The 22,349-nt window shown below is 64.8% G+C and carries 20 protein-coding genes and 1 tRNA gene; 13 read left to right on the forward strand and 8 right to left on the reverse strand.

The annotated features are described in order from the left end of the window. Nucleotides 1-46 precede the first annotated feature (46 nt). From QM748_RS00875 to grxD, 9 genes are all read left to right on the forward strand, one after another. Nucleotides 47-733: a response regulator gene (locus QM748_RS00875; RefSeq protein ID WP_415245205.1), complete on the forward strand. Its 687-nt coding sequence runs from the start codon at nucleotides 47-49 to the stop codon at nucleotides 731-733. Next, nucleotides 708-2,192: a sensor histidine kinase gene (locus QM748_RS00880; protein WP_415245206.1), complete on the forward strand. Its 1,485-nt coding sequence runs from the start codon at nucleotides 708-710 to the stop codon at nucleotides 2,190-2,192. The genes QM748_RS00875 and QM748_RS00880 overlap by 26 nt, the downstream gene beginning before the upstream one ends. A 187-nt stretch (nucleotides 2,193-2,379) precedes the next feature. Then, nucleotides 2,380-2,688: a DUF485 domain-containing protein gene (locus QM748_RS00885; protein WP_415245207.1), complete on the forward strand. Its 309-nt coding sequence runs from the start codon at nucleotides 2,380-2,382 to the stop codon at nucleotides 2,686-2,688. Beyond that, nucleotides 2,685-4,403, forward strand: a complete 1,719-nt coding sequence (locus tag QM748_RS00890) for a cation acetate symporter (RefSeq protein WP_415245208.1) — start codon at nucleotides 2,685-2,687, stop codon at nucleotides 4,401-4,403. The genes QM748_RS00885 and QM748_RS00890 overlap by 4 nt, the downstream gene beginning before the upstream one ends. 173 nt (nucleotides 4,404-4,576) lie before the next feature. Beyond that, nucleotides 4,577-4,652 (forward strand) — tRNA-Phe (locus tag QM748_RS00895). Between the two features lie 199 nt (nucleotides 4,653-4,851). Then, entirely contained in the window at nucleotides 4,852-6,105 is a 1,254-nt protein-coding gene (gene hemA, locus QM748_RS00900) for a glutamyl-tRNA reductase (protein ID WP_415245209.1), read from the forward strand. A gap of 55 nt (nucleotides 6,106-6,160) precedes the next feature. Beyond that, nucleotides 6,161-7,240, forward strand: coding sequence for a peptide chain release factor 1 (gene prfA / locus QM748_RS00905; protein WP_415245210.1), 1,080 nt, complete (start codon nucleotides 6,161-6,163; stop codon nucleotides 7,238-7,240). Then, nucleotides 7,240-8,100 (forward strand): peptide chain release factor N(5)-glutamine methyltransferase, encoded by an 861-nt coding sequence (prmC, locus tag QM748_RS00910; protein WP_415247989.1) that lies wholly within the window; start codon nucleotides 7,240-7,242, stop codon nucleotides 8,098-8,100. Before prfA ends, prmC begins: the two co-directional genes overlap by 1 nt. Before the next feature lie 93 nt (nucleotides 8,101-8,193). Next, nucleotides 8,194-8,523, forward strand: coding sequence for a Grx4 family monothiol glutaredoxin (gene grxD / locus QM748_RS00915; protein ID WP_415245211.1), 330 nt, complete (start codon nucleotides 8,194-8,196; stop codon nucleotides 8,521-8,523). Between the two features lie 89 nt (nucleotides 8,524-8,612). Here grxD and QM748_RS00920 read toward each other — a convergent pair whose 3' ends face one another. From QM748_RS00920 to argH, 6 genes are all read right to left on the reverse strand, one after another. Further along, nucleotides 8,613-10,577, reverse strand: a complete 1,965-nt coding sequence (locus QM748_RS00920; protein ID WP_415245212.1) for an HprK-related kinase A — start codon at nucleotides 10,575-10,577, stop codon at nucleotides 8,613-8,615. Further along, nucleotides 10,574-10,843 carry a hypothetical protein gene (locus QM748_RS00925; RefSeq protein WP_415245213.1) on the reverse strand — a complete coding sequence of 90 codons (270 nt, stop codon included), beginning with the start codon at nucleotides 10,841-10,843 and terminating at the stop codon, nucleotides 10,574-10,576. The genes QM748_RS00920 and QM748_RS00925 overlap by 4 nt, the downstream gene beginning before the upstream one ends. Before the next feature lie 6 nt (nucleotides 10,844-10,849). Continuing rightward, nucleotides 10,850-11,410, reverse strand: a complete 561-nt coding sequence (locus QM748_RS00930; RefSeq protein WP_415245214.1) for a hypothetical protein — start codon at nucleotides 11,408-11,410, stop codon at nucleotides 10,850-10,852. A gap of 229 nt (nucleotides 11,411-11,639) precedes the next feature. Continuing rightward, a complete protein-coding gene (locus QM748_RS00935; protein WP_415245215.1) occupies nucleotides 11,640-12,539 on the reverse strand; it encodes a fructosamine kinase family protein in 900 nt (299 codons plus the stop codon). Next, a complete protein-coding gene (locus tag QM748_RS00940) occupies nucleotides 12,536-13,822 on the reverse strand; it encodes a protein kinase domain-containing protein (RefSeq protein WP_415245216.1) in 1,287 nt (428 codons plus the stop codon). Before QM748_RS00940 ends, QM748_RS00935 begins: the two co-directional genes overlap by 4 nt. Nucleotides 13,823-13,830: 8 nt before the next feature. Then, nucleotides 13,831-15,264, reverse strand: a complete 1,434-nt coding sequence (argH, locus tag QM748_RS00945) for an argininosuccinate lyase (protein WP_415245217.1) — start codon at nucleotides 15,262-15,264, stop codon at nucleotides 13,831-13,833. A 96-nt stretch (nucleotides 15,265-15,360) separates the two neighbouring features. On the opposite strand from argH, the gene QM748_RS00950 reads away from it, so the two are divergent. Both QM748_RS00950 and QM748_RS00955 read left to right on the forward strand, forming a co-directional pair. Next, nucleotides 15,361-16,386, forward strand: coding sequence for a sensor histidine kinase (locus QM748_RS00950; protein ID WP_415245218.1), 1,026 nt, complete (start codon nucleotides 15,361-15,363; stop codon nucleotides 16,384-16,386). After that, nucleotides 16,383-17,168, forward strand: a complete 786-nt coding sequence (locus tag QM748_RS00955; RefSeq protein WP_415245219.1) for a LytR/AlgR family response regulator transcription factor — start codon at nucleotides 16,383-16,385, stop codon at nucleotides 17,166-17,168. Before QM748_RS00950 ends, QM748_RS00955 begins: the two co-directional genes overlap by 4 nt. On the opposite strand, the gene ppc is transcribed toward QM748_RS00955, so the two are convergent. Both ppc and QM748_RS00965 read right to left on the reverse strand, forming a co-directional pair. Then, on the reverse strand, nucleotides 17,169-19,919 hold the full coding sequence (ppc, locus tag QM748_RS00960) for a phosphoenolpyruvate carboxylase (RefSeq protein ID WP_415245220.1): 2,751 nt from the start codon (nucleotides 19,917-19,919) through the stop codon (nucleotides 17,169-17,171). A gap of 102 nt (nucleotides 19,920-20,021) precedes the next feature. After that, nucleotides 20,022-20,375 carry a hypothetical protein gene (locus tag QM748_RS00965; RefSeq protein WP_415245221.1) on the reverse strand — a complete coding sequence of 118 codons (354 nt, stop codon included), beginning with the start codon at nucleotides 20,373-20,375 and terminating at the stop codon, nucleotides 20,022-20,024. 187 nt (nucleotides 20,376-20,562) lie between these two features. On the opposite strand from QM748_RS00965, the gene hemC reads away from it, so the two are divergent. Together hemC and QM748_RS00975 are read left to right on the forward strand one after the other, a co-directional pair. After that, entirely contained in the window at nucleotides 20,563-21,495 is a 933-nt protein-coding gene (gene hemC / locus QM748_RS00970) for a hydroxymethylbilane synthase (protein ID WP_415245222.1), read from the forward strand. Nucleotides 21,496-21,551: 56 nt separating this feature from the next. Then, complete coding sequence (locus QM748_RS00975) at nucleotides 21,552-22,349, forward strand: uroporphyrinogen-III synthase (RefSeq protein ID WP_415245223.1); 798 nt, start codon at nucleotides 21,552-21,554, stop codon at nucleotides 22,347-22,349.

Consider the following 22,349-nt stretch of genomic DNA (forward strand, 5'->3'; position numbering starts at 1 on the left):
GATGCTAGGTGCATTCGCTTACGCGTAACTTACACCCCGGAACTTCATGCGTATTCTGCTGGCAGAAGATGATCCCGTGATTGCCGACGGTATCGGCCGCGCCTTGAGGCGCAATGGATATGCCGTCGATCATGTCGACAATGGCATCGACGCCGATGTGGCGCTGGCATCCCAGCCCTACGATCTGCTCATTCTCGATCTCGGCCTGCCGCGCTTGCCCGGTATCGACGTGCTCAAGCGCCTGAGAGCGCGCAAATCCGTGCTTCCGGTCCTGATCCTGACGGCGCAGGACGGGGTCGATGACCGTGTGCGCGGACTTGATGCAGGTGCGGACGACTACATGGCCAAGCCTTTCGCCCTGCCCGAGCTCGAGGCACGCGTGCGCGCTCTGACGCGCCGTGGTACCGGCCAGGCTCGCTGCCTCGAACTGGGGCGGCTGTCCTACGATCAGGCGGACCGCGTGGTCAAGGTGGATGGCCAGGTGCTCGAACTATCGGCCCGCGAGATCGGCCTGCTGGAGGTATTCCTGCTGCGCGTCGGACGGCTGGTGAGCAAGGATCAACTGGTGGATCACCTGTGCGGCTGGGGCGAGGAAGTCTCCAGCAATGCCATCGAAGTCTACGTGCACCGTCTGCGCAAGAAGCTGGAGGACAGCGGTGTGCGCATCGTGACCGCTCGCGGGCTGGGCTATTGCCTCGAGAACTCTGATGCGGCGTCGGCGGCGAAAGTCTGACAGGGCCATATCCAGTACGAAGCGCCAGGGACCGCCGAATTCGCTGTTCGGCGAAATCCTCGACTGGCTGCTTGCGCCCTTGCTGTTCCTGTGGCCGATTTCGATCATCATCACGCACAATGTTGCCGACAACATCGCCAACCAGCCCTATGATCTCGCGCTGGCCGATGGAGTCCGGATGCTGTCGCGCATGGTGGTGTTCGACGAAGGGCAGGTCGTCGTGCGCTTTCCCGCGCCGCCACGCGCCCTGTTCCGTGCGGATCAGGATGATGTGCTGTATTTCCAGGTGGCGGACGAGCGTGGCGCGATCGTGTCCGGCGATGCGGACATTCCCCGGCCACGGGGGCTGCCGCCGCCCGCTGGCGAGGAAGTATTGTTCCGTGACGAGACCATCCACGGCGAGGAGACGCGGGTCGCCTACCAGTTGATGAAATCGGGCGAGGATGAAGACGCTCCACTGGTCTGGGTGCAACTGGCCGAGACCCGCAACAAGCGTGGCGATTTGGCTTCGCGTGTCGTGACTGGCGTGCTGCTGCCGCAGTTCGCCATCATCCCGTTGGCGGTGCTGCTCGTCTGGGTCGGCCTGTCGCGCGGCATCACGCCGCTCAACCGCTTGCAGAGTCTGATTCGTCGCAGGCGGCCGACGGACCTGTCGCCGGTCCAGCCGGCGAGCGTGCCGGAAGAGGTCAGGCCACTGATCATCGCCTTCAACGATATGATGGCGCGCCTGGAGGAGAACCTGCAGGCCCAGCAGCGCTTCATCGCCGATGCCGCACATCAGATGCGCACGCCGTTGACCGGGCTGAAGATGCAGACCGACCTTGCCCTTCACGAGACCGATCCGGAGCAATTGCGCCGCTCGCTGACCCATATCGCCGAGAGCACGGATCGAGCCGCCCACCTCATCAACCAGTTGCTGTCGCTGGCGCGGGCCGAGGCGAGCTTCGAGAAGCTGTATGCGGTCGAGCCGGTCAGCCTTGGCATGGTCGTGCGCGAAGTGGCGCTGGAGTTGTTTCCGCGCGCGCAGATGAAGGAGATCGACCTCGGCGCCGAAGGAGGGGAAGGGGAGCTGCTGGTCGAAGGCAATTCGGTGCTGCTGCGCGAATTGGTCAAGAACCTGGTGGACAACGCGATCAAATATACCCCTCGTGGCGGGCGCGTGACGGTACGGACACGCTTTGCCGGTTCGCCGGTTCTCGAAATCGAGGATACCGGTCCGGGTATTCCTGAGGCGGACCGGGAGCGTGTGTTCGAGCGCTTCTATCGCGTACTTGGCAGCGGAGTGGATGGCTCTGGCCTGGGCTTGCCGATCGTGCGCGAGATTGCCGAGCTGCACCGCGCCATCGTCACGCTGGATGCCAATCCGGCAGGGCAGGGGACCCTGGCCCGGGTGGTCTTTCCGCGCAGTCACCTGCATGTTCCGCCGCTGGTCCAGGGCGATGTCTATCCGCTCGGCTGAAGCGCGGTGGTTTCCGCTGTCGCAGAGGGAGAAATCGTAGGAATCGTTGATCGTGATCAATAAAAGTTCCGGAAAGTGCCCATAAGGGAAACTTTTTATCAACCTGTAAGCGCACCGTAAGTGTCTTCGCCTAATTTTGAGCGCAGCCGGTGGATGCCCGGTTTGTTCAAACAAGTAGGAGGGAGACATGGAAAGCAATACGGTGGCGAAAGTCGTCGCCAATCCCAAGTATCAACGGCTGGTCAGCACGCGTACCCGCTATGGCTGGACGCTGACGATCATCATGCTGCTGGTGTATTACGGCTACACCGCGATCATCGCTTTCGACAAGGAACTGTTCCATCAGCGCCTGGGCGAAGGGGTGATGACCCTGGGTGTGCCGGTCGGCTTCGGCGTGATCCTGTTCACCATCATCATCACCGGTATTTATGTGCGTCGCGCCAATTCGGAATTCGATGCCCTGACCGAGGAAATCGTCAAGGAGACCGGCAAATGATGGGTTCTTATGCACGTCTGGGCGGAGGCCTTGCCCTCGCCCTGCTGTCGGCGGCAGCGCTGGCTGCCGGCGGTGATCTCGGCCAGGCCGAAAAGCAGGCTACCAACTGGACCGCGATCATCATGTTCGGCGCCTTCGTCGCCGGCACCATGTTCATCACCAAGTGGGCAGCCTCCAAGACCAAATCGGCGGCTGACTTCTATACCGCTGGCGGCGGCATCACCGGCTTCCAGAATGGTCTGGCCATCGCCGGTGACTACATGTCGGCAGCGTCCTTCCTCGGTATTTCCGCCGCGGTCATGGTCAGCGGCTACGACGGCCTGATCTACTCGATCGGCTTCCTCGTCGGCTGGCCGATCATCACCTTCCTGATGGCGGAAAAGCTGCGCAACCTCGGCAAGTTCACCTTCGCCGACGTGGCCGCCTACCGCTTCGAGCAGACCCCGATCCGCGCTTTCGCGGCCTCGGGTACCCTGGTCGTGGTGGCCTTCTACCTGATCGCCCAGATGGTCGGCGCGGGCCAGCTCATCAAGCTGCTGTTCGGCCTCGAGTACTGGATGGCGGTGGTGATCGTCGGCGCGCTGATGATGATCTACGTGCTGTTCGGCGGCATGACTGCGACCACCTGGGTGCAGATCATCAAGGCGGTGCTGCTGCTGTCGGGCGCGTCCTTCATGGCCTTCATGGTGATGATGAACTACGGCTTCTCGCCCGAGCAACTGTTCGCCGCTTCCGTCAAGATCAAGGCCGATGCCGCGATCGCGGTCGGCAAGTCGCCGGAAGAGGCCAGTGCGCTTGCCCAGGCGATCATGGGACCGGGTTCCTTCATCAAGGATCCGATCTCGGCGATCTCCTTCGGCATGGCGCTGATGTTCGGTACCGCGGGCCTGCCGCACATCCTGATGCGCTTCTTCACCGTGCCGGATGCCAAGGAAGCACGCAAGTCGGTGTTCTGGGCCACGACTTGGATCGGCTACTTCTACATCCTCACCTTCATCATCGGTTTCGGTGCGATCGTGTTCGTCTCGAACAATCCGGAATTCCTCGACGCCAATGGCGTGCTGAAGGGCGGTGGCAACATGGCGGCGATCCATCTCGCCAACGCGGTCGGCGGCAACATCTTCCTCGGCTTCATGTCGGCAGTGGCCTTCGCGACCATTCTCGCGGTGGTGGCCGGCCTGACGCTGTCGGGTGCCTCGGCGGTGTCGCACGACTTGTACGCCACGGTGTTCAAGAAGGGCAATGCCGATTCCGCCTCCGAACTGCGCGTGTCGCGTATCACCACCATCGTGCTGGGTATCATCGCGGTGATCCTGGGGATTGCGTTCGAGAAGCAGAACATCGCCTTCATGGTGTCGCTGGCCTTCGCCATCGCCGCATCGGCCAACTTCCCGGTGCTGTTCATGTCGGTGCTGTGGAAGGATTGCACCACGCGTGGCGCGACCATCGGCGGTTTCATCGGCCTGATCACGGCCGTGGGCTTGACCGTGGTGTCGCCGTCGGTGTGGGAAGCCACGCTCGGCAACCCGAAGGGTTCGGCACTGTTCCCCTACACCTCGCCGGCCCTGTTCTCGATGACCGCTGGCTTCCTCGGCATCTGGCTGTTCTCGATCCTCGACAACAGCGCTCGTGCCAAGGCTGACCGTGCTGGCTACCTGGCTCAGCGCGTGCGTTCCGAAACCGGGATCGGCGCTGCAGCGGCTTCGAGCCACTAAGTTTCGGTCATGCCCTCCCTTCGTCGGGGAGGGCTGCTGGAAGGCAATACAAAAGGCGGCGGGCGCAGGCTCGCCGCCTGTTTTTTTGCAGTTCCGACCATGGTGCCGGCAGAAGAAAAAATAGAAGTGCTGCTTGACCTCATGTGGATTCGGGCTATAATGCACACCTCTTTGGCCAGGTAGCTCAGTTGGTAGAGCAGCGGATTGAAAATCCGCGTGTCGGCGGTTCGATTCCGTCCCTGGCCACCACAGAATTCGTTCCAGCAAAAAGCCCGATTCTTCCGATCGGGCTTTTTGCTTTTCGAGCGCATCTACACCCTGGTGCCGACTACGGATGAGCCGCCAGTGTAGTAGGGAAACTGGCTGATTCCGCTCAATTTTTGTGCGTAAACGCGGGTGCTATAATGCGCACCTTTCCATCGAAGTGCGCTGAACAGCCTGATCCCGAATGCAGCTTTACGCCCTTGGCCTGAACCACCACACAGCGCCGCTTGCGATTCGCGAGCGCGTTGCGTTTCAGCCGGAAAGGCTGGGTCAGGCGCTGCACGATCTGGCGCATGCGGATTCGGTGCGGGAAGCGGCGATCCTGTCAACCTGCAACCGTACCGAGCTGTATTTCGCCGCTGAACAGCCGCAACATGCGGCGGATTGGCTGGCGCGCTTCCATCAGGTGGCGCTCAACGACGTTTCGCCCTATCTGTATGCCTATCCGCAGCGTGATGCGATCCGCCACGTGTTCCGTGTCGCCAGCGGCCTCGATTCGATGGTCATCGGCGAGCCCCAGATCCTCGGCCAGGTCAAGGATGCCGCACGCCGTGCCGAAGAGGCGGGTACGCTGGGCACGCTGCTGCACAAGCTGTTCCAGAACACCTTCGCGGTGGCCAAGGAAGTGCGTTCAACCACTGCGATCGGCGCCAACACGGTGTCGATGGCGGCGGCGGCGGTACACCTGACCGAGCGGATCTTCGAAAGCGTTGCCGACCAGCACGTGCTGTTCATCGGCGCAGGCGAGATGATCGAACTGTGCGCAGCACATTTCGCCGGCGCACAGCCGAAATCCATGACGGTGGCCAACCGTACCGAAGAGCGTGCTCTGGCGTTGGCTTCCCGCTATGGTGCGCAGACCATGCGGATCGACCAGATCGGCGACATGCTGTCGCGCTTCGACGTAGTCGTGTCCTGTACCGCGGCACCTTTGCCGATCGTTGGCCTGGGCATGGTCGAGCGGGCGGTGAAGGCACGCCGCCATCGCCCGATGGTGATGGTCGATCTTGCCGTGCCACGCGATATCGAACCCGAGATCGCCGGACTTGACGACATCTTCCTGTATACCGTCGATGATCTTGCGCAGGTGGTCGATGCCGGCATGGAGTCGCGCCAGCAGGCGGTGGTCGAGGCCGAGCAGATCATCAACACGCGCGTGGATGGCTTCCTGCACTGGATGTCGGCGCGCGAGACGGTGCCGGCGATCCGTGCGCTGCGCGAACACGCCGAGAACCTGCGCCAGGCCGAACTGGAGCGTGCGGTGCGGCTGCTGGCCAAGGGCGACGATCCGCACAAGGTGCTGGAGGCACTGTCGCATGGTCTGACCAACAAGCTGATGCATGGCCCGACCCACTATCTGAACAAGGTGGAAGTCGAGCATAAGGCCGACGCCGGCCAGTTCGTGCGCCAGCTCTTCAATCTCCCCAACCAGGGCTAGCGCGACGCAGCTGCGTTCGGGCCCGCAACAGCGGGCCAACGGCCCTCATTCAGCCATGAAACAGAGCATCCGCGACAAACTCGAACATCTTGCTGCGCGCCTGCAGGAATTGGACCGTGCGCTTGCGGCTGAGGATGCGGCGCGCGACATGAACGCCTTTCGCGGCCTGTCGCGGGAGCGTGCCGAGATCGAGCCGGTGGTCGCCCTGTATGCGTCCTATGTGCAGGCCGAGGCGGACCGGGGCACTGCGCGCGAACTGCTGGCCGATCCCGAAATGCGCGAGTTGGGAGAACTGGAGCTCGAAGCGAGCGAAGCGCGCATCGCCGAACTTGAAGACGGGCTGCAACGAGCCCTGCTGCCGCAAGACCCTAATGACGAACGCAACCTCTTCCTCGAGATCCGTGCCGGTACCGGCGGCGACGAGGCTGCGCTGTTCGCTGGCGACCTGCTGCGAATGTATTCGCGTTATGCCGAGCGCCAGCGCTGGAAGGTCGAGATCGTATCGGCGAGCGAATCCGATCTGGGCGGCTACAAGGAAGTGATCGCCCGCATCGTCGGCAACGGCGCGTTCTCGAAACTGAAGTTCGAGTCCGGCGGCCATCGTGTGCAGCGCGTGCCGGTGACCGAGACCCAGGGACGGATCCATACCTCGGCTTGCACCGTGGCCGTGCTGCCCGAAGCGGGCGAGGTGGAGGCGATCGACATCAATCCGGCCGATCTGCGCGTCGATACGTTCCGGGCTTCCGGGGCGGGCGGGCAGCACATCAACAAGACCGACTCCGCCGTCCGCATCACGCACATTCCGACCGGCATCGTCGTCGAATGCCAGGACGACCGTTCCCAGCACCGCAACAAGGCCCAGGCGATGTCGGTGCTGGCGGCGCGGCTCTACGACGCGAGAGTCCGCGCGCAGCAAAGTGCGGAGGCTGCGCAGCGCAAGAGCCTGATCGGCAGCGGCGACCGCTCCGAGCGCATCCGTACCTACAACTTCCCGCAGGGCAGGGTGACGGACCATCGAATCAACCTCACGCTGTACAAGCTGGAGGCGGTCATGCAGGGAGAACTCGACGAACTGGTCGATGCGTTGACGCTCGAGCATCAGGCCGAATTGCTGGCCGCTTTGGCAGACGAATGATGGTGGAAAGCGCGCGGGGCTCCACCCCCGGTTCCACCGATATCGCCGGCGCCCTGGCGTGGGCGAGGACGCATATCGATCTGATGGACGCTCGCGTGTTGCTGCGCCACGTACTGCAGTGCCCGGCCGCGCACTTGGTGGCCTGGCCGGAGCAGAGGCTGGATCGAGAGGACTGGGCGGCGTACCGCGCACTGGTCGAGCGCCGTGCGGTCGGCGAACCGGTCGCCTATCTCGTCGGCACGCGCGAATTCTTCGGCCGCGAGTTCATGGTCACGCCCGCGGTGTTGATCCCTCGCCCGGATACCGAATTGCTGGTCGAATTGGCACTCGCATATTTTTCCGACCGAAGGGCTGCTCGTGTGCTGGACATGGGCACCGGCAGCGGGGCCTTGGCAATCACGCTGGCGCTGGAATTCGACGAAGCGGATGTCAGCGCGATCGACCGCTCGCGCGAAGCACTGTGGGTGGCGATGGCCAATGCTGCGCGCCTCGGTGCCAGCGTGTCCTTCGTCCAGAGCGACTGGTTCGTTTCCCTGGGTGAAGAGCGCTTCGATCTCATTGTCGCCAATCCGCCCTACATCGCTGTGGGTGATCCGCATCTGGGCCAGGGCGACGTGCGCTTCGAGCCTCCGTGCGCATTGGCTGCGGGGCCGGCCGGGCTCGACGACCTGCAGGAAATCGTCATGCAGGCGCCCGCTCGCCTGGCAGACGGCGGTCGGCTGTTCCTCGAGCATGGCTATGATCAGGCCGCCGCCGTGCGCAGCTTGCTGGCGGATGCCGGCTTCACGGAAATCGCTTCGTGGAAGGATCTCGCCGGTATCGAACGAGTCTCGGGCGGCCGATGGCTGGGACGTGGCTGAGTTGCGGCATGCCCATTGTGGGTGCATTGACGCTGCACATCGCCCATCTTAAAATTACCCGACTATTAAACTCAACTTTTGATGGCCCCAATCATGAGCATTCACGACGTCATTCGCGACCAGGTCACCAGCAACGATGTGGTTCTTTACATGAAGGGTTCGCCGCAGTTTCCGCAGTGCGGTTTCTCCTCGGCTGCAGTGCAGATCCTGAAGGCCTGTGGCGTGAAGGAAGTGCTGGCGGTCAATGTGCTGGCAGATGACGAGATCCGCCAGGGCATCAAGGAATTCTCCAACTGGCCGACCATTCCGCAGCTCTACATCAAGGGGGAATTCATTGGCGGCAGCGACATCATGCGCGAGATGTACCAGAACGGCGAGTTGCAGCAGATGCTGAAGGATACAGGGGTTGGCGGCGCAGACTGAAAACCGCCAAAGACTCGTCGCAGGCCCGGTACTTCCAGGGTGGGCGGCGGGCCGGCGAAGCATCGATGAAGCCAGCCCATGGGCTGGCTTCATGCATTTTGCGCGGGCGTCTGGCCTGTGAAACGGCTGCGCATGCGCAATCCGGCTTTTCGCGCCAGATGAGGCAGCAGCATGCGCAGCGGCATTCGCTGCAGGTGGTAGCGGGTCAGCATGGCGAGCCGGGCCAGATTGACCCCGGTCAACGGCGGAAAATCCGGGTCGGATGGCAGCATGGCCAGCGGCACCAGGCGCTTCATCGCTGCGCCGAACAGGGCTGGAGGAGCCTGGAGCCGTGCCAGCATCTCCTGCGCCCGGGGCGTGCCCATCCACGCATGGGCGAAGTACAGGCCGTACCATAGCGGGCGCTGCAGGCCGAGCTGTCTTGCCCGATCAAGCAGACGTTCGGCAAATTCCTGCTGGCCGGCTGCGTTCCTCAGCAGACCGTCGATATCGACGACCTCACGCACCCTGAGCGACATGTCTCCATCCTGGAAGCAATGCAGGCAAGCGTGCAGTATCTGGTCCTCGATCGACAGGACGCGGAAAGGAGAGCCCGGCAGCGCCTCGCTGGCTTCGAACAGGGGAGCGGGGTCAAAGCGCAGGCGTGCGGTGACCGGCGTGATCGCGTGATGCAGATCCACTTCCAGGAAGTGCCCTGGAAAGCGCATCGGCGGTGTTTCGTGGCTCCAGTCACGATAGTAGCGTTCGTCGTAGGGGTCGAGTTCGGCTGGCTTCCAGCCCGCGGACCGCAGGCGCTGTTCCATGCCGCGGAGGTGTTCGCGGGGAACGAGCAGATCGACGTCGGAAACGAAGCGGCCGCGGGTGAAGGCATGGCCCTGCAGGAAATAGGCGCTGCCCTTCAGCAGCACGATGGGAAATTGCCCATCGCACAGCTCGGCCAGGCTCGCAAGCTCCCCTTTCAGCATCTGCTGGTTGAAGGCGAACATCCGCTCTGCGGACAACAGATGGCGGCGAATGGGGGCAGGCAGCGAGGGATTGTCCTTGTTGGCGGCAGCCAGCCGGCCATGCAGGCCGCTCATGCGGGCCAGGCGGAGAACATATTCCCAGTCTGACACCGTTGATTCAAGCGGGCCTGCGATGCCTTTAAGCAGCAGCCGGGTTGCGGAGTTGACCGAGATGCTCACGGTGCGCGCTCCAGCAGCGTTTCGATGGTTTCGATGGCGCCGTCCAGGCTGCCGTAGAACCAGATCCCATGCATGAGATTCGCGGGCGAGGCGGACTGCTGCCTGAAAGCCGACGGGACCCAGTGCCCGGTAATTGAAGCTGTTCAGGCCAAGCCGCATGGCGGCCTCGGCTTGGGGAACCGGCGTACACGAAAGTGCTGCGCCGTCCTGGTAGCGCGGAAAGACGACGAGGCGCGGACGGGCAGGACGGTGCCGGCCTTCGTGGCTGTCTCGGTCGGGTACGAAATGGGCGACGTCGCCTTTGCGTGTTCCCGGAAACACCGGACCGAGGACGGCGCGCGGGTTGGAGCCGATGACCTCGATCGAGCGGTTCTTCAATGCCGCCGGCTTGATCAGCGGGAGCACCATGCCGGAATCGGGGTCGATCACGCCGAACTCATCCGACAGGAAGCGCCAGCCGGCCAGATGCAGCGCGCAGGTGAGCGTGCTCTTGCCGGAGCCGGGTGCAGCCGGCAGGATCAGCGCGCGATCATTGCGGGCGGCGACGCCGGCATGCAGCAGCAGGTAGGCGTTGAGACGCTGGGCGAGCAGCCAGTTGCCGCCCCATTCGAACAGTGGCAAAGCGTTGTCGCTTGGATAGGGATCGAAGGGGCGCGAGGCTTCGGACCAGAGCGATACCTGTCGTTTCCATGGCCGCAGCAAGGGAGCGTCGGGTAGCAGGGATACACGCACGTCGGCGAAAGCCACCGGATCTTCGCGCCCCTGATGTGGATAAATGGTGTCGAGGTCGGCGTGGAAGCGGGCAATCGGTGAATGTACGGCGATACGCGCGGCGCCGACGTCGAGGACACGGTATGCCGGCACGCTCACCCCTTCACCGATGCGGAGTCAGCCAGGATCATCAACGTGCGTGCCAGTTTCTCCAGGCCTGGAGGCCAGCCGCCGGCGGACTCGACGTCTTGCTGAAAATCGTCGAAGGAACCCTTCTCAATGGCCTCGGCTGCTTCACGCAACACTAGCGTTGCACCTTCATTGAGCTGGTGAGTGTCCCACCATAGCGGATCCAGAAAAAGAAACTGCCCGTCGAGGGACGGGCAGTATTGATCGAGCCAGGCACTGGGGCCGAGCACCGTCATCGGAGATCAGCCGCCGAACCTGAAACCTGCAACTGCACCCGGATTGACTGATGCGAGGCATGATGCGGTCGCAGGTGCTGCTGCGGCGTTCCCGGGTCTGTATTCCGGGTATGTGCCTTGCCTTACGCCGTTATCGTCAAAATAGACCAGAACCCAGCCTTTCTTCTGAGCAACTTGCTGCCGCCCGGGCCGGAGCGGGACTTCTGTTGCGTTCAAGAGCTCATCATGCGGGAAAGTCGTCGAATAGACACGATTGTTGACTACAAAGCCATCGACTTGCTTGCTTCCTTTTTTGGTGGGGGTCGCTACTTGATACGTATGGACCCTGACTTCCTCCCAGGCCCAATTGCCCTTTTCAGCGATTGGCGGAGGATTCTCACCCAGGACGAATTGCTTGCTGATTGCCGGATAGCCTCCCCCTGCGACCCGGACTTCGGCAATGCAGCCATGCGATGCCGCCGCGGCCGGCGCACCATATCCAAGCGTGACAACGGTAGAGGCGCCCAAGGCACCCTTCAACAGGCGTCGTCGCTGTTCGGTGGAGTCGTTCCGGGGGGCGTGTGTCATGTTCGGCCTCTTTCAAATTTCTGGCTGTGTTGGAGCAATTATATCTGCTTGGGTTCAAAACCCGAGAGCAAGTCTGGTTTGAACGTAGCAAATTTCACGCCTGGGTGCTGAAAAATTTCACAATAAATTGAATCCAATGAGTTTTTTTCAACCTGGATTCAGCTGGAAATCCCCGGTGTAAGAAAACTCGACAATCTGGCCGTACGGTATCAGGGGCGGATGTCCGCCATCAGCGCCACATCGACAGTGCGGCATTCAGTCGCGTGGCGAGACGCAGGGTTTCGCCCAGGTAGCCCTTTCCGAACAGGTTCAGATGGTTCAGCATGTGATACAGGCTGTATAGCTGCTTGCGGGTTTCGTAGCCTTCGTCGAGCGGCCAGCCGGCACGGTAGCGGGCATAGAAGCTGCCCGGAAAGCCACCGAACAGTTCGCTCATGGCGAGGTCGGATTCGCGGTCGCCGTAATGCACGGCGGGGTCGTAGATCGTCGGTGTGCCGTCGGCGAGCATTGCGGCGTTGCCGTGCCAGAGGTCGCCGTGCAGCAGGCTTTCGCGCGGGCGGTAATCGAGGAAAAGCGCCGGCACGCGGTCGAACAGGCGCTCGCCCTGTTTCTGGAGCTCACCGCAGAAGCCCTTGTCGCGGGCAAGGGCGAATTGTGGGCGCAGGCGGTATTCGGTGTAGAACAGCGCCCAGTTGTCGGCAAAGACGTTAGGTTGCGGGGTAGGGCCGATGAAGTTGTCGCGCCGCCAGCCGAAATGCGGGCCGTTGGTCCGGTGCAGGGCGATCAGCGCATCGGCGAAGCACTCGCCGTCTTCGGCGGACTGCAGCGGGTGCAGTTCGAGCTGTTCCAGGACCAGGAATGCATGTGTGTCGCTGCAGCCGCTGGCGATCGGTGCTGGCGTGCGGAAGCTGCCTGCGGCTGCGAGCGCGAGCAGGCCGTCGATTTCGGCTTCGAACATCTGCAGCCGGTCGGCGCTGGTGAACTTGACGAAAAAACGTTCGCTGTCGCCCGTGATGAGCATCTTGGCGTTGCTGCCCGTGCCGGCCGCTTGGGCACTGCGAATGCTGAAGCGGTTGCCGACGCGCTGGCGGATTGCGGCTTCGACCGTGGGCAGGGCTGGATGTGTCACAGGTTGGCGATGCGGGCGCTGGCCAGCGACAGGCGGGTGGCCAGTACTTCGAGAAAGGCCTTGTAGAAGTGCATGCGGCAGGTGTCGCTGGCGCGGCGCAGCGCATGGGCGCGGAGCGTGACCAGGCTGGTCGTGGTGCTTGCCGTGACCGAGGCCGAGCGTATGCCTGCTGCGGCCGAGAAGACGGCGATTTCACCGAAGCATTCGCCTGCTGTCAGTACGTTGAGCAGGCGGCCGCGTTTCTTGACCTGAGCTTCGCCGTCGATGATGAAGCAGATAGAGTCGCCGCCTTCGTCTTCCTTCATGATCACCGTGCCGGGCTGCACCTGGCTGAACTGCGACAGGCGCAGCACTTCCCACAGTTCGGCATCCGAGAATTCGCGGAAAAAGCGCATCGCGCGCAAGGCCTCGAAGCGTTCGGCCTCGGGGATCGAACCACGCGTGACTTCGACGCTGCGGTTGCGGAAGGCGAGCGCGAGGTCGTGAGAGAACTCGGCCCAGCTCTGGTAGCGGCGATCGACGTCGCGTTCGGTGGCGCGGCGGACGATGGCATCGAGCGCTTCGGGAACTTCGGGGCGCAGTTCGGACGGCAGCGGAACGACGTCGTGCGCGATGCGGTACAGCAGGCTGTAGTTGTTGCTGGTTTCGAAGGGCAGGTGGCCGGTCAGCAGCTCGAACATCACCACGCCGAGCGAATAGATGTCGGTGCGATGGTCGAGCGGCACTTCCCGCACTTGCTGCGGCGACATGTAGGCCGGTGAGCCGATGCCCGATATCTGCGTGGTCTCGCGTGCCGTGGCGAGCGCCGAGCCGAAGTCTGAGATGCGGATGTCGCTGCCTTCGGGTGCCATCAGCAGGATGTTGGCGGGCTTGATGTCGCGGTGGGTGATGCCCTGGTGGAAAGCGTAGTCCAGCGCGCGGGTGGCCTTGAAGACGATTTCGATGACGCGTTCGAAGCTGGCCAGCGAGCCGGCTTTGGTCAGTTGCTCCAGCGTGCCGCCGGGCACGTAGTCCATGACGACATAGGCATTGTTGTCATCTACCGCAGCATCATGGATCCGGACGATGTGCGGGTGGTGCAGGCGGCCGGAGAAGGCGGACTCATTGAGAAACAGCTGGCGATAGAGGCGTCCGCGATTGCGATCGCTTAGCACGTCGCGACGCAGTTGCTTGATCGCCACTTCATGCTGGTTGAAGGGGTCCCAGGCCAGGAAGACGACACTGGTAGCCCCTTCGCCGAGCTGGCGGCGAATCTCGTATTTGCCTATCCGCTCCACCGCCATGACGCCGCTCAGCCGCGCAGCTTGCGCGCGTGTGCAATGGCCGCCCGCACCTGCTCCGGCGCAGTGCCGCCGATGTGCTTGCGAGAGGCAAGCGACCCCTCGACGGTCAGCACGCCGAACACATCCTCGCCCAGACGTTCGGCAGCGCCCGGTACGTGCGCCATGGCGATGCGCAGTTCGTCGAGCGAGAACTGCGGCAGGTCGCAGCCCTTGACGTCGGCGGCGCGCACCGCCAGCGCCACGGCTTCATGGGCGTCGCGGAAGGGCAGGCCTTTCTTGACCAGGTAGTCGGCGAGATCGGTGGCGGTGGCATAACCCTGGGTCAGCGCGCCGCGCATGGCGTCGGCCTTGACCCGGATGCCGGTGACCATGTCGGCGTAGATGCGCAAGGTGTCGATGACCGTGTCGGCGGTATCGAACAGCGGTTCCTTGTCTTCCTGGTTGTCCTTGTTGTAGGCCAGCGGCTGGCCTTTCATCAGCGTCAGCAGCGCGATCAGGCTGCCATTGACGCGGCCGGTCTTGCCGCGCACCAGTTCGGGCACGTCGGGGTTCTTCTTCTGCGGCATGATCGAGCTGCCGGTGCAGAAGCGGTCGGCGAGGTCGATGAAGCCCACGCGCGGGCTCATCCACAGGATCAGCTCTTCCGACAGGCGCGACAGGTGGGTCATCAGCAGCGCGGCGGCGGCGCAGAACTCGATGGCGAAGTCGCGGTCGCTGACGGCGTCGAGCGAGTTGAAGCAGACTTCGTCGAAGCCGAGTTCGGCGGCGACGAATTCGCGGTCGATCGGATAGCTGGTGCCGGCCAGCGCGGCGGCGCCGAGCGGCAGCCGGTTGACGCGCTTGCGGCAGTCGGCGAAGCGTTCGGCGTCGCGTCGGCTCATCTCGTAGTAGGCCATCAGGTGGTGGCCGAAAGTGACCGGCTGGGCGACCTGCAAGTGGGTGAAGCCGGGCATCGGCGTGTCGGCATTGGCTTCGGCGACGTCGAGCAGCCTGTCCTGGAATTCGGCGATCAGCGCCAGGATCTGGTCGATCGCATCGCGCAGCCACAGGCGGATGTCGGTGGCGACCTGGTCGTTGCGGCTGCGGCCGGTGTGCAGGCGCTTGCCGGCGTCGCCGACCAGCGCGGTCAGGCGTTTCTCGATGTTGAGGTGGACGTCCTCGTCGTCGAGGTTCCAGGCGAATTCGCCGCGCTCGATCTCGTCCTGGATCTGTGCCATGCCGCGCTCGATGTCGGCGAGGTCGGCGGCGGCGATGATGCCCTGCTTCGCCAGCATCCTGGCGTGGGCGAGCGAGCCGCGGATGTCCTGGCGGGCCATGCGCTGGTCGAACATGACCGAGGCGGTGTAGCGTTTGACGAGGTCGGAAACAGGTTCGGTGAAGCGGCCGGACCAGGCCTTGGCGGGTTCGCCATTGCCGGCAGCCGGCATCGTGGTGTCTGTCATAATGCGTGTCGGAGGATGTCGGCCCGCGTATTCGGCGGGTCTTGCATGGGGACTTGTCTTGCTGGGGAGCGATCGCTGGCGCGGCGCCGATGAACGATGGAAAGTATAAAGCAAAAGCCCGTGCCGCTCGGCGCCCCGGCACTGCCGGATTTCCGCAATCTCGGCGTCATTCTGCGCCTGCTGGTGCTGGTGAACCTGTTCGCGCTGGCCACGTTGCTGATACGGGTCGATGAGGGAGAGCGGCTGCTCGCCGAGGGCGTGCTGATGGCCGGCCGCGTGGAACTGCCCCTGCTGCTGGTCGTGCTGCTGCTGTATCTCGCGTCGTCCTGGCTCAGGCGGCGCTCATCCCGCGTCGCGCTGGGCAGTCTGCTGGCACTGGTGGTGCTCGCGGTGGCGCTCAGCTATCCGCTGACCGAAGGCGGCAGCCTGTTCCGCCGCCTTGCCTGGGCGCTGGCGGCGGCCATGATCTGCCTGGGCTACTTCGACTACCGCAGCCGGCGCTATTCGCCTGCGCTGGCCGAGGCGCGGCTGCAGGCGCTGACGGCCCGCATCCGGCCTCATTTCCTGTTCAACAGCCTGAACGGCGTACTGGGCGTGATCCGTTCCGACCCCCGGCGGGCGGAACGGGCACTCGAAGAACTGGCCGACCTGTTTCGCGTGCTGATGCGGGAGAACCGCGAACTGGTTCCGCTGGGCGACGAGGTGGCGCTGTGCGAGCGCTATGTCGATCTCGAACGCCTGCGCCTGGACGAGCGCCTGGCGGTGCGCTGGGAAACACCGGAAGTGGGAACGTCCGCGCACGCCGAGTTGATGCGTGCCCGCGTTCCTGCGCTGCTGCTGCAGCCGCTGCTGGAAAATGCGGTCTACCACGGCATCGAGCCTTCCAGTGAGCCGGGGGAGGTCGTCGTGCGCATCGAGCGCCGGGGCGGCGAACTGAGGCTGGAGGTCGATAATCCGGTCTGCGACGTCAACCGCCATCGCGCCGGCAATCGCATGGCGCTGGACAACATCCGTGAACGCCTGATGCTGTTCTTCGATCTCGAGGCGGGGCTGGACAGCGAATGTAGCGGCGGTCGCTACCGCGTCCGCATCCGCCTGCCCTACAGGAGCCTGGGCGCATGAATTCTCCTGCCGGCCAGCCGGCCATGTTGCGTGTGCTGATCGTCGATGACGAGGCGCCTGCCCGTTCCCGTCTGCGCGACCTGCTCGGCGACATCGCCCGGAGCTGTCCCAATGTCGTGGTCGGCATGGCGGCCAATGGTGTCGAGGCACTTCGCCTGCTCGGAACCGAAAAAGCGGATGTGGTGCTGGCCGACATCCGCATGCCGGCGATGGACGGCGTCGAACTGGCCCGTCATCTGGTCCGCTGCACGCCGCCGCTGCCGGTGATCTTCGTCACTGCCTACGACCAGTATGCGGTCGAGGCCTTCGAACTGGCGGCGGTGGATTATCTGCTCAAGCCGGTGCGCGCCGAGCGGCTGGAGCTTGCGCTGGGCAAGCTGCGCAGCCGCCAACTGCCGGCCGATCCGGTTCTGGCCGGGCTGGCGCCGAACGAGCGCCGGCATTTCAGCGTCAGCGAGCGCGGCCGCATCCTGCTGCTGCCGGTGGCCGACGTGCTCTACCTGAAGGCCGAACTCAAATACGTCACCGCGCGCACCACCGAGCGCGAATACCTGCTCGACGAATCCCTGGTGCAGCTCGAACAGGAGTTCCCCCAGCGCCTGCTGCGGGTGCACCGCAGCTGCCTGGTGGCGCGCGACGCGGTGCTGGGTGTCGAGCGTGTCGGCGAAGGCGACGGCGAAGGGCACTGGGAGGTGCTGCTGAGAGGCCTGGAAGGCCCGGAAGGGCGCCTGCCGGTCAGCCGCCGGCAATGGCCGGCGGTGAAGCAGGCGCTCGGACGCTGATCAGCCGCTGTTGCGCAGGCCGGCAGCGATGCCGTTGATCGAGATGTGGATGCCGTTGCGGATGCGCGGATCTTCCCCGTGCTCACGGTGGCGGCGCAGCAGTTCGACCTGCACGTGGTTGAGCGGATCGAGATAAGGGAAGCGGTTGCGGATCGAACGTTTCAGCAGCGGGTTGCCGTCGAGCAGTTCGTCCTGGCCGGTGATCTGCAGCAGCGCGTCTACCGTGGCCTGGTGCTCGGCGCGGATGCGGCCGAAGATTTCCTCCCGCAGCGCGGTGTCCTTGACCAGATCGGCGTAGCGGCTGGCGATCGCCAGGTCGCTCTTGGCCAGCACCATGTCCATGTTCGACAGCAGCGTGGCGAAGAAGGACCACTCCCGGTACATGCGCTGCAGCAGTGTCAGACCGTCGTCCGGATGCTTTTCGAGGAAAGCGCGCACCGCGCTGCCGAAACCGTACCAGCCCGGCAGCATCACCCGGCACTGCGCCCAACTGAATACCCACGGAATCGCGCGCAGATCGTCGATCGCGGTGCTTTTCTTGCGCGAAGCCGGCCGCGAGCCGATGTTCAGCGCGGCGATCTCGCTGATCACGGTCGATTCCCAGAAATAGCGCTCGAAGCCCTCGGTGTCGTAGACCAGGCCGCGATAGGCGGTGAAGGCTGTGTCGGACAAGGCCTGCATGGCGTCGAGGAAAGCTGCCGGCGTCGGTTCGGCATCGGCCGGACGCAGGCTGGTTTCGAGCGTGGCGGCGACCAGCACCTCGAGATTGCGGCGGCCGACTTCCGGGTTGCCGTACTTGGCGCCGATGACTTCGCCCTGTTCGGTCAGGCGGATCTGGCCCTGCACTGCACCCTCGGGTTGGGCCAGGATGGCCTGGTAGCTCGGGCCGCCGCCGCGGCCGACCGAGCCGCCACGGCCGTGGAACAGGCGCAGGCGCACGCCATGGCGGGCGAACACGGCGACGAGCTCGCCTTCGGCCTTGTACAGCGCCCAGCCCGAGGTCAGGAAGCCGCCGTCCTTGTTGCTGTCCGAGTAGCCCAGCATCACTTCCTGCGTCTGGCTACGCGCGGCCAGCAGTTCGCGATAGATCGGCAGCGAGAACAGCCTGTCCATGACGCCGGCAGCATTTTCCAGATCGCCGATGGTCTCGAACAAGGGCACGATGTTGACGTCGAGCGCCTTCTCCCGCGGCCGCAGCAGGCCGGCTTCCTTCAGCAGCACTGCCAGCTCCAGCAGATCCGAGACGTCGTCGGTCTTGGAGATGATGCAGTTGCGGATCGCCGCCGTGCCGTAGCGCAGGTGGGCGCGGCGGGCGCTGCGGAAGATCGCCAGTTCGCCTTCGGTTTCCTCCGAATAGCGCAGGTGGGGCGAGGCCAGCGGGCGGGCGGTGGCCAGTTCCTCGAGCAGCAGCGCGCAGCGGCCGGCTTCGTCGCGGGCGCTGTAAGCGGTGCCGGGGCAGGCGGTTTCCAGCAGCTCGGCGACGACGCGCTCGTGCACGTCGGAATTCTGGCGCAAGTCGATCGGCGCCAGGTGGAAGCCGAATACCTTCACCGCCCGGCGCAACTGGCGCAGGCGGCCGCGGGTGAGCGCAGCCGAACCGTTGGCGAGCAGCGAGCGGTGGAGGATGTCGAGATCGTCCGCCAGCTCTGCCGCGTCCGCATACGGCGTGGCTTCGGCGACTGCATGGCGGGTGGGCTCATGGCCCAGCAGTGTGCGGTAGGTGGCGGCCAGCCGGGCGTAGATGCCGGACACGGCGAGGCGGTAAGGCTCGTCGCTGCGATGCGGAGAGTTGTCCGGCGAGCGTTCGGCCAGCGCCAGCAGCGCGTCCGAGGCACCGACGAAGGTCTGGCTCATCGACAGTTGCGAACCCAGCGTGTGCAGCTCGTTCAGGTAGTGGTCGAGCGCCATCGTGGCCTGCATCGACAGTGCCTTGTCCAGCACCTCGGCGGTGACGAAGGGATTGCCGTCGCGGTCGCCGCCGATCCAGCTCCCGACCTGCAGGAAGGCCGCCAGTTCGATGCCGTCCAGGCTGGGCTCCGCCGCGGCCAGCCGGTCTTCCAGGCTGGCGTAGATCCGCGGCAGCTCGTGCAGGAAAGTGGTGTCGAAGTAGGACAGGCCGTTGGTGACTTCGTCGATCACCGACAGCTTGGCGGTGCGCAGGATGCGGGTCTGCCATAGCGTCAGCACCGCGCGGCGCAGCGCCTCCAGGCGGGCCTCGGCTTCGTCGGGCGTGAGCTGCATGCGGTCGCGCTCGTCGAGCAGGCGCGCGATCACGGTCTCGCAGTTCAGGATGCTCTTGCGCTGCACCTCGGTGGGGTGGGCGGTCAGCACCGGCGACACCAGCGCGGTGGCGAAGAATTCGGCCAGTCCGGCGGCATCGGCGGCGCCGCTGCCCAACACGCTGGCGACGGCGTGGCCGAGGCTGCCTTCGCGCGGTGCCGAGCCGGCGATCAGATGGGCGCGCGAGCGGCGGATGTGGTGCTGGTCCTCGGCGATGTTCGCCAGGTGCGAGAAGTAGCTGAAGGCGCGCACGACCTGGATGGTCTGGTCGCGCGACAAGGCATCGAGGATGTCCTCGAGCTCGCGGCGGGCGGCGCTGTCGTCGTCGCGGTGGAAGCGGACCGAGTTCTGCCGGATGCGTTCGATCAGCTCGAATGCGGCGGCGCCCTGCTGGTCGCGCACGGTGTCGCCGAGCAGGCGGCCGAGCAGGCGGATGTCATCGCGCAATGGTGCGTCTTTGTCCTGGTTCATTTCGTTTCTGCTTGTAGGGGAGTGGGCGGGGGATGGAGCGCGCCAAGGACGGGGAGGGGCCCGCCGTTGGGCGGTACTACAAGAAAAAAGAACGGTGAAACGTCAGTCTGCAGCGCCCATGCTGCGGCGCGCAAGATCGAGCGCGTTGTCGATGTACTGGGCGTAGAAATCTTCCACGCCGATGCCGACCACGTCGTCGCCCAGCACGCGGCCGTCAGCGTCGAAGAACCTGACGGTCGGCGCGAAGCGTACCCCCTGTGCCGCCGCCACCTTGCGATGGGTCGAAGCCTGGCCGGCGAAGTCCACCAGGGGCGCGTCGGTGTCCATGTCGATCTGGCGGAACAAGGCTCGTCGGCCGCCGGCCGACATCGGCACCAGGTAGTGCCGCGCGGTGTTGCAGTAACTGCAGTCGGCCTGGCTGTAGAGCACCACCATCGGCATCCGCTTACTGCGCATCTCGGTCCTGTCCCGCGCCAGGTCGGTTGCGGCGGGCAGCCCTCCGGGCGCCGCCGGGAGCGCAAGTGGCACGCATGCTAGAATCGCGGCCAGTCCATGCACCAGCGGTGCGAAGCCGGATGCTGTGGCGCGGCGAAAATCGAGTCTCCCCGGCATCGTCGAATCCTGTCCTTGAGTGATCCCAACCGTGAGTCAAGCGAACCCCGAGCGCATCGTCATCGCCACCCGTGAAAGCCGCCTCGCCCTGTGGCAGGCCGAACATATCAAGGCCCGCCTCGAGGGATTGTATCCCGGCTGTCGCGTCGAACTGCTGGGCATGACCACCCGCGGCGACCAGATCCTCGACCGGCCGCTGGCCAAGGTGGGCGGCAAGGGCCTGTTCGTCAAGGAGCTGGAAACCGCCCTGCTCGACGGCCGTGCCGACATCGCCGTGCATTCGATGAAGGACGTGCCGATGGAAATGGGCGAGGAGTTCGTGCTGCCCTGCATCACCGAGCGCGAAGTCCCGCTGGATGCCTTCGTTTCCAACCGCTATGCAAGCCTGGACGACATGCCGCCGGGCGCGGTCGTCGGCACCTCGTCGCTGCGGCGCGAATCGCAGATCCATGCCCAATACCCCTTCCTCGGCGTCACCAGCCTGCGCGGCAATCTCGACACCCGCCTGCGCAAGCTCGACGAAGGCCAGTACGACGCGATCATCCTCGCCGCGGCCGGCCTGACCCGCCTGGGGCTGAGCGAACGCATCCGCTCGGTGATGCCGGCCGAAGTCTCGCTGCCCGCCGCCGGGCAGGGTGCGCTCGGCATCGAATGCCTGGCCTCCCGCGCGGACGTGATCGGCTGGCTGCAGCCGCTGGTCGACGCCGACACCTCGGCCTGCGTGCGCGCCGAGCGCGCCGTGGCCCGCGCGCTGGCCGGCAGCTGCGAAGTGCCGCTCGGCGCCTACGCGCTGATGCGCGAAGGCAAGGTCTGGCTGCGCGGCTTCGTGGCCCGACCCGATGGCAGCGAAATCGTGCGTGCCGAGCGCGACGGTTCGCCGGCCGAAGCCGAGGCGCTGGGCCGGGCGCTGGCCGAGGATCTGCGCGCCCAGGGCGCCGACATGATCCTCGCCGACCTCGGCTGATGCGCGGCTGAATGCGCGGCCGAACGAGTGGCCCAGCGACAGATGCCGCAGCCGTCATGACGCAGGATCTGCAGACCAAGGACTGTGCCCTGCCGCTGGCCGGGCGCCTGCTGGCGGTCACCCGGCCACTCGAACAGGCGGACAGCCTGTGCCGCCGCATCGAGGCGGCGGGAGGCAAGGCGATCCGCTTCCCGGTGCTGGGGATCGGGCCGGCGCCGGATTCGAGCCAGCTCGAGGCGATCGTGCCGCGGCTGGATGAATTCGACCTTGCCTTCTTCGTCAGCCCGAATGCCATTCACCATGCGCTCGAATTCGTCCTCGCGCGCCGCGTCTGGCCCACGTCGCTGCGCGTGTTGACCGTCGGCAAAGGCAGCGGAAAAGCGCTGAGCCAGCGCGGCTTCAGCGACCCGATAGTGCCCGAACACGGCTTCGACAGTGAATCGGTGCTGGCTCTGCCGGAGTTCGCCGCCGAGGCCGTGCGCGGCCGCAAGGTCGTGATCTTCCGCGGCGATGGCGGACGCGACCTGATCCGGGACACCCTCCGCGAACGTGGCGCGCAGACCGAGTACGTGACCTGCTACCGCCGCTACTGCCCGGCTCCTGATCCTGCGCTGCTGCTGGCGCCCGCTGCCCGAGGCGAACTTGCCGGCCTGTTGCTGACCAGCAGCGAGGGGGTGCGCAACCTGGCGACCATCCTCGGCCGTGACGGGATGAGGGCGCTGGCGACGATCCCGGTGTTTGCATCCCATGCGCGTATTGCTGCGCAGGCCCGCGCGGCGGGTTTTGGCAGCGTGATCGAGACCGCGGCCGGCGATGAAGGCCTGTTGCAGGCGCTGGCAGGATACTTTGGTTAA

Origin of the sequence: Thauera sp., assembly GCF_047601425.1 — a bacterium.
Taxonomy (GTDB): Bacteria; Pseudomonadota; Gammaproteobacteria; order Burkholderiales; family Rhodocyclaceae; genus Thauera.

Excerpts from the sequence above, each read along its gene's own strand:
- QM748_RS00940 (WP_415245216.1), bottom strand. The coding sequence starts at position 13,822 with ATGGCGGTGGAGCGGATAGGCAAATACGAGATTCGCCGCCAGCTCGGC.
- QM748_RS00875 (WP_415245205.1), top strand. The coding sequence starts at position 47 with ATGCGTATTCTGCTGGCAGAAGATGATCCCGTGATTGCCGACGGTATC.
- QM748_RS00930 (WP_415245214.1), bottom strand. The coding sequence starts at position 11,410 with ATGACACACGCCCCCCGGAACGACTCCACCGAACAGCGACGACGCCTG.
- QM748_RS00925 (WP_415245213.1), bottom strand. The coding sequence starts at position 10,843 with ATGACGGTGCTCGGCCCCAGTGCCTGGCTCGATCAATACTGCCCGTCC.
- QM748_RS00965 (WP_415245221.1), bottom strand. The coding sequence starts at position 20,375 with ATGCGCAGTAAGCGGATGCCGATGGTGGTGCTCTACAGCCAGGCCGAC.
- prfA (WP_415245210.1), top strand. The coding sequence starts at position 6,161 with ATGAAACAGAGCATCCGCGACAAACTCGAACATCTTGCTGCGCGCCTG.
- grxD (WP_415245211.1), top strand. The coding sequence starts at position 8,194 with ATGAGCATTCACGACGTCATTCGCGACCAGGTCACCAGCAACGATGTG.
- hemA (WP_415245209.1), top strand. The coding sequence starts at position 4,852 with ATGCAGCTTTACGCCCTTGGCCTGAACCACCACACAGCGCCGCTTGCG.
- QM748_RS00950 (WP_415245218.1), top strand. The coding sequence starts at position 15,361 with ATGGAAAGTATAAAGCAAAAGCCCGTGCCGCTCGGCGCCCCGGCACTG.
- QM748_RS00955 (WP_415245219.1), top strand. The coding sequence starts at position 16,383 with ATGAATTCTCCTGCCGGCCAGCCGGCCATGTTGCGTGTGCTGATCGTC.
- QM748_RS00885 (WP_415245207.1), top strand. The coding sequence starts at position 2,380 with ATGGAAAGCAATACGGTGGCGAAAGTCGTCGCCAATCCCAAGTATCAA.
- QM748_RS00975 (WP_415245223.1), top strand. The coding sequence starts at position 21,552 with ATGACGCAGGATCTGCAGACCAAGGACTGTGCCCTGCCGCTGGCCGGG.
- argH (WP_415245217.1), bottom strand. The coding sequence starts at position 15,264 with ATGACAGACACCACGATGCCGGCTGCCGGCAATGGCGAACCCGCCAAG.
- QM748_RS00880 (WP_415245206.1), top strand. The coding sequence starts at position 708 with ATGCGGCGTCGGCGGCGAAAGTCTGACAGGGCCATATCCAGTACGAAG.
- prmC (WP_415247989.1), top strand. The coding sequence starts at position 7,240 with ATGGTGGAAAGCGCGCGGGGCTCCACCCCCGGTTCCACCGATATCGCC.
- QM748_RS00890 (WP_415245208.1), top strand. The coding sequence starts at position 2,685 with ATGATGGGTTCTTATGCACGTCTGGGCGGAGGCCTTGCCCTCGCCCTG.
- ppc (WP_415245220.1), bottom strand. The coding sequence starts at position 19,919 with ATGAACCAGGACAAAGACGCACCATTGCGCGATGACATCCGCCTGCTC.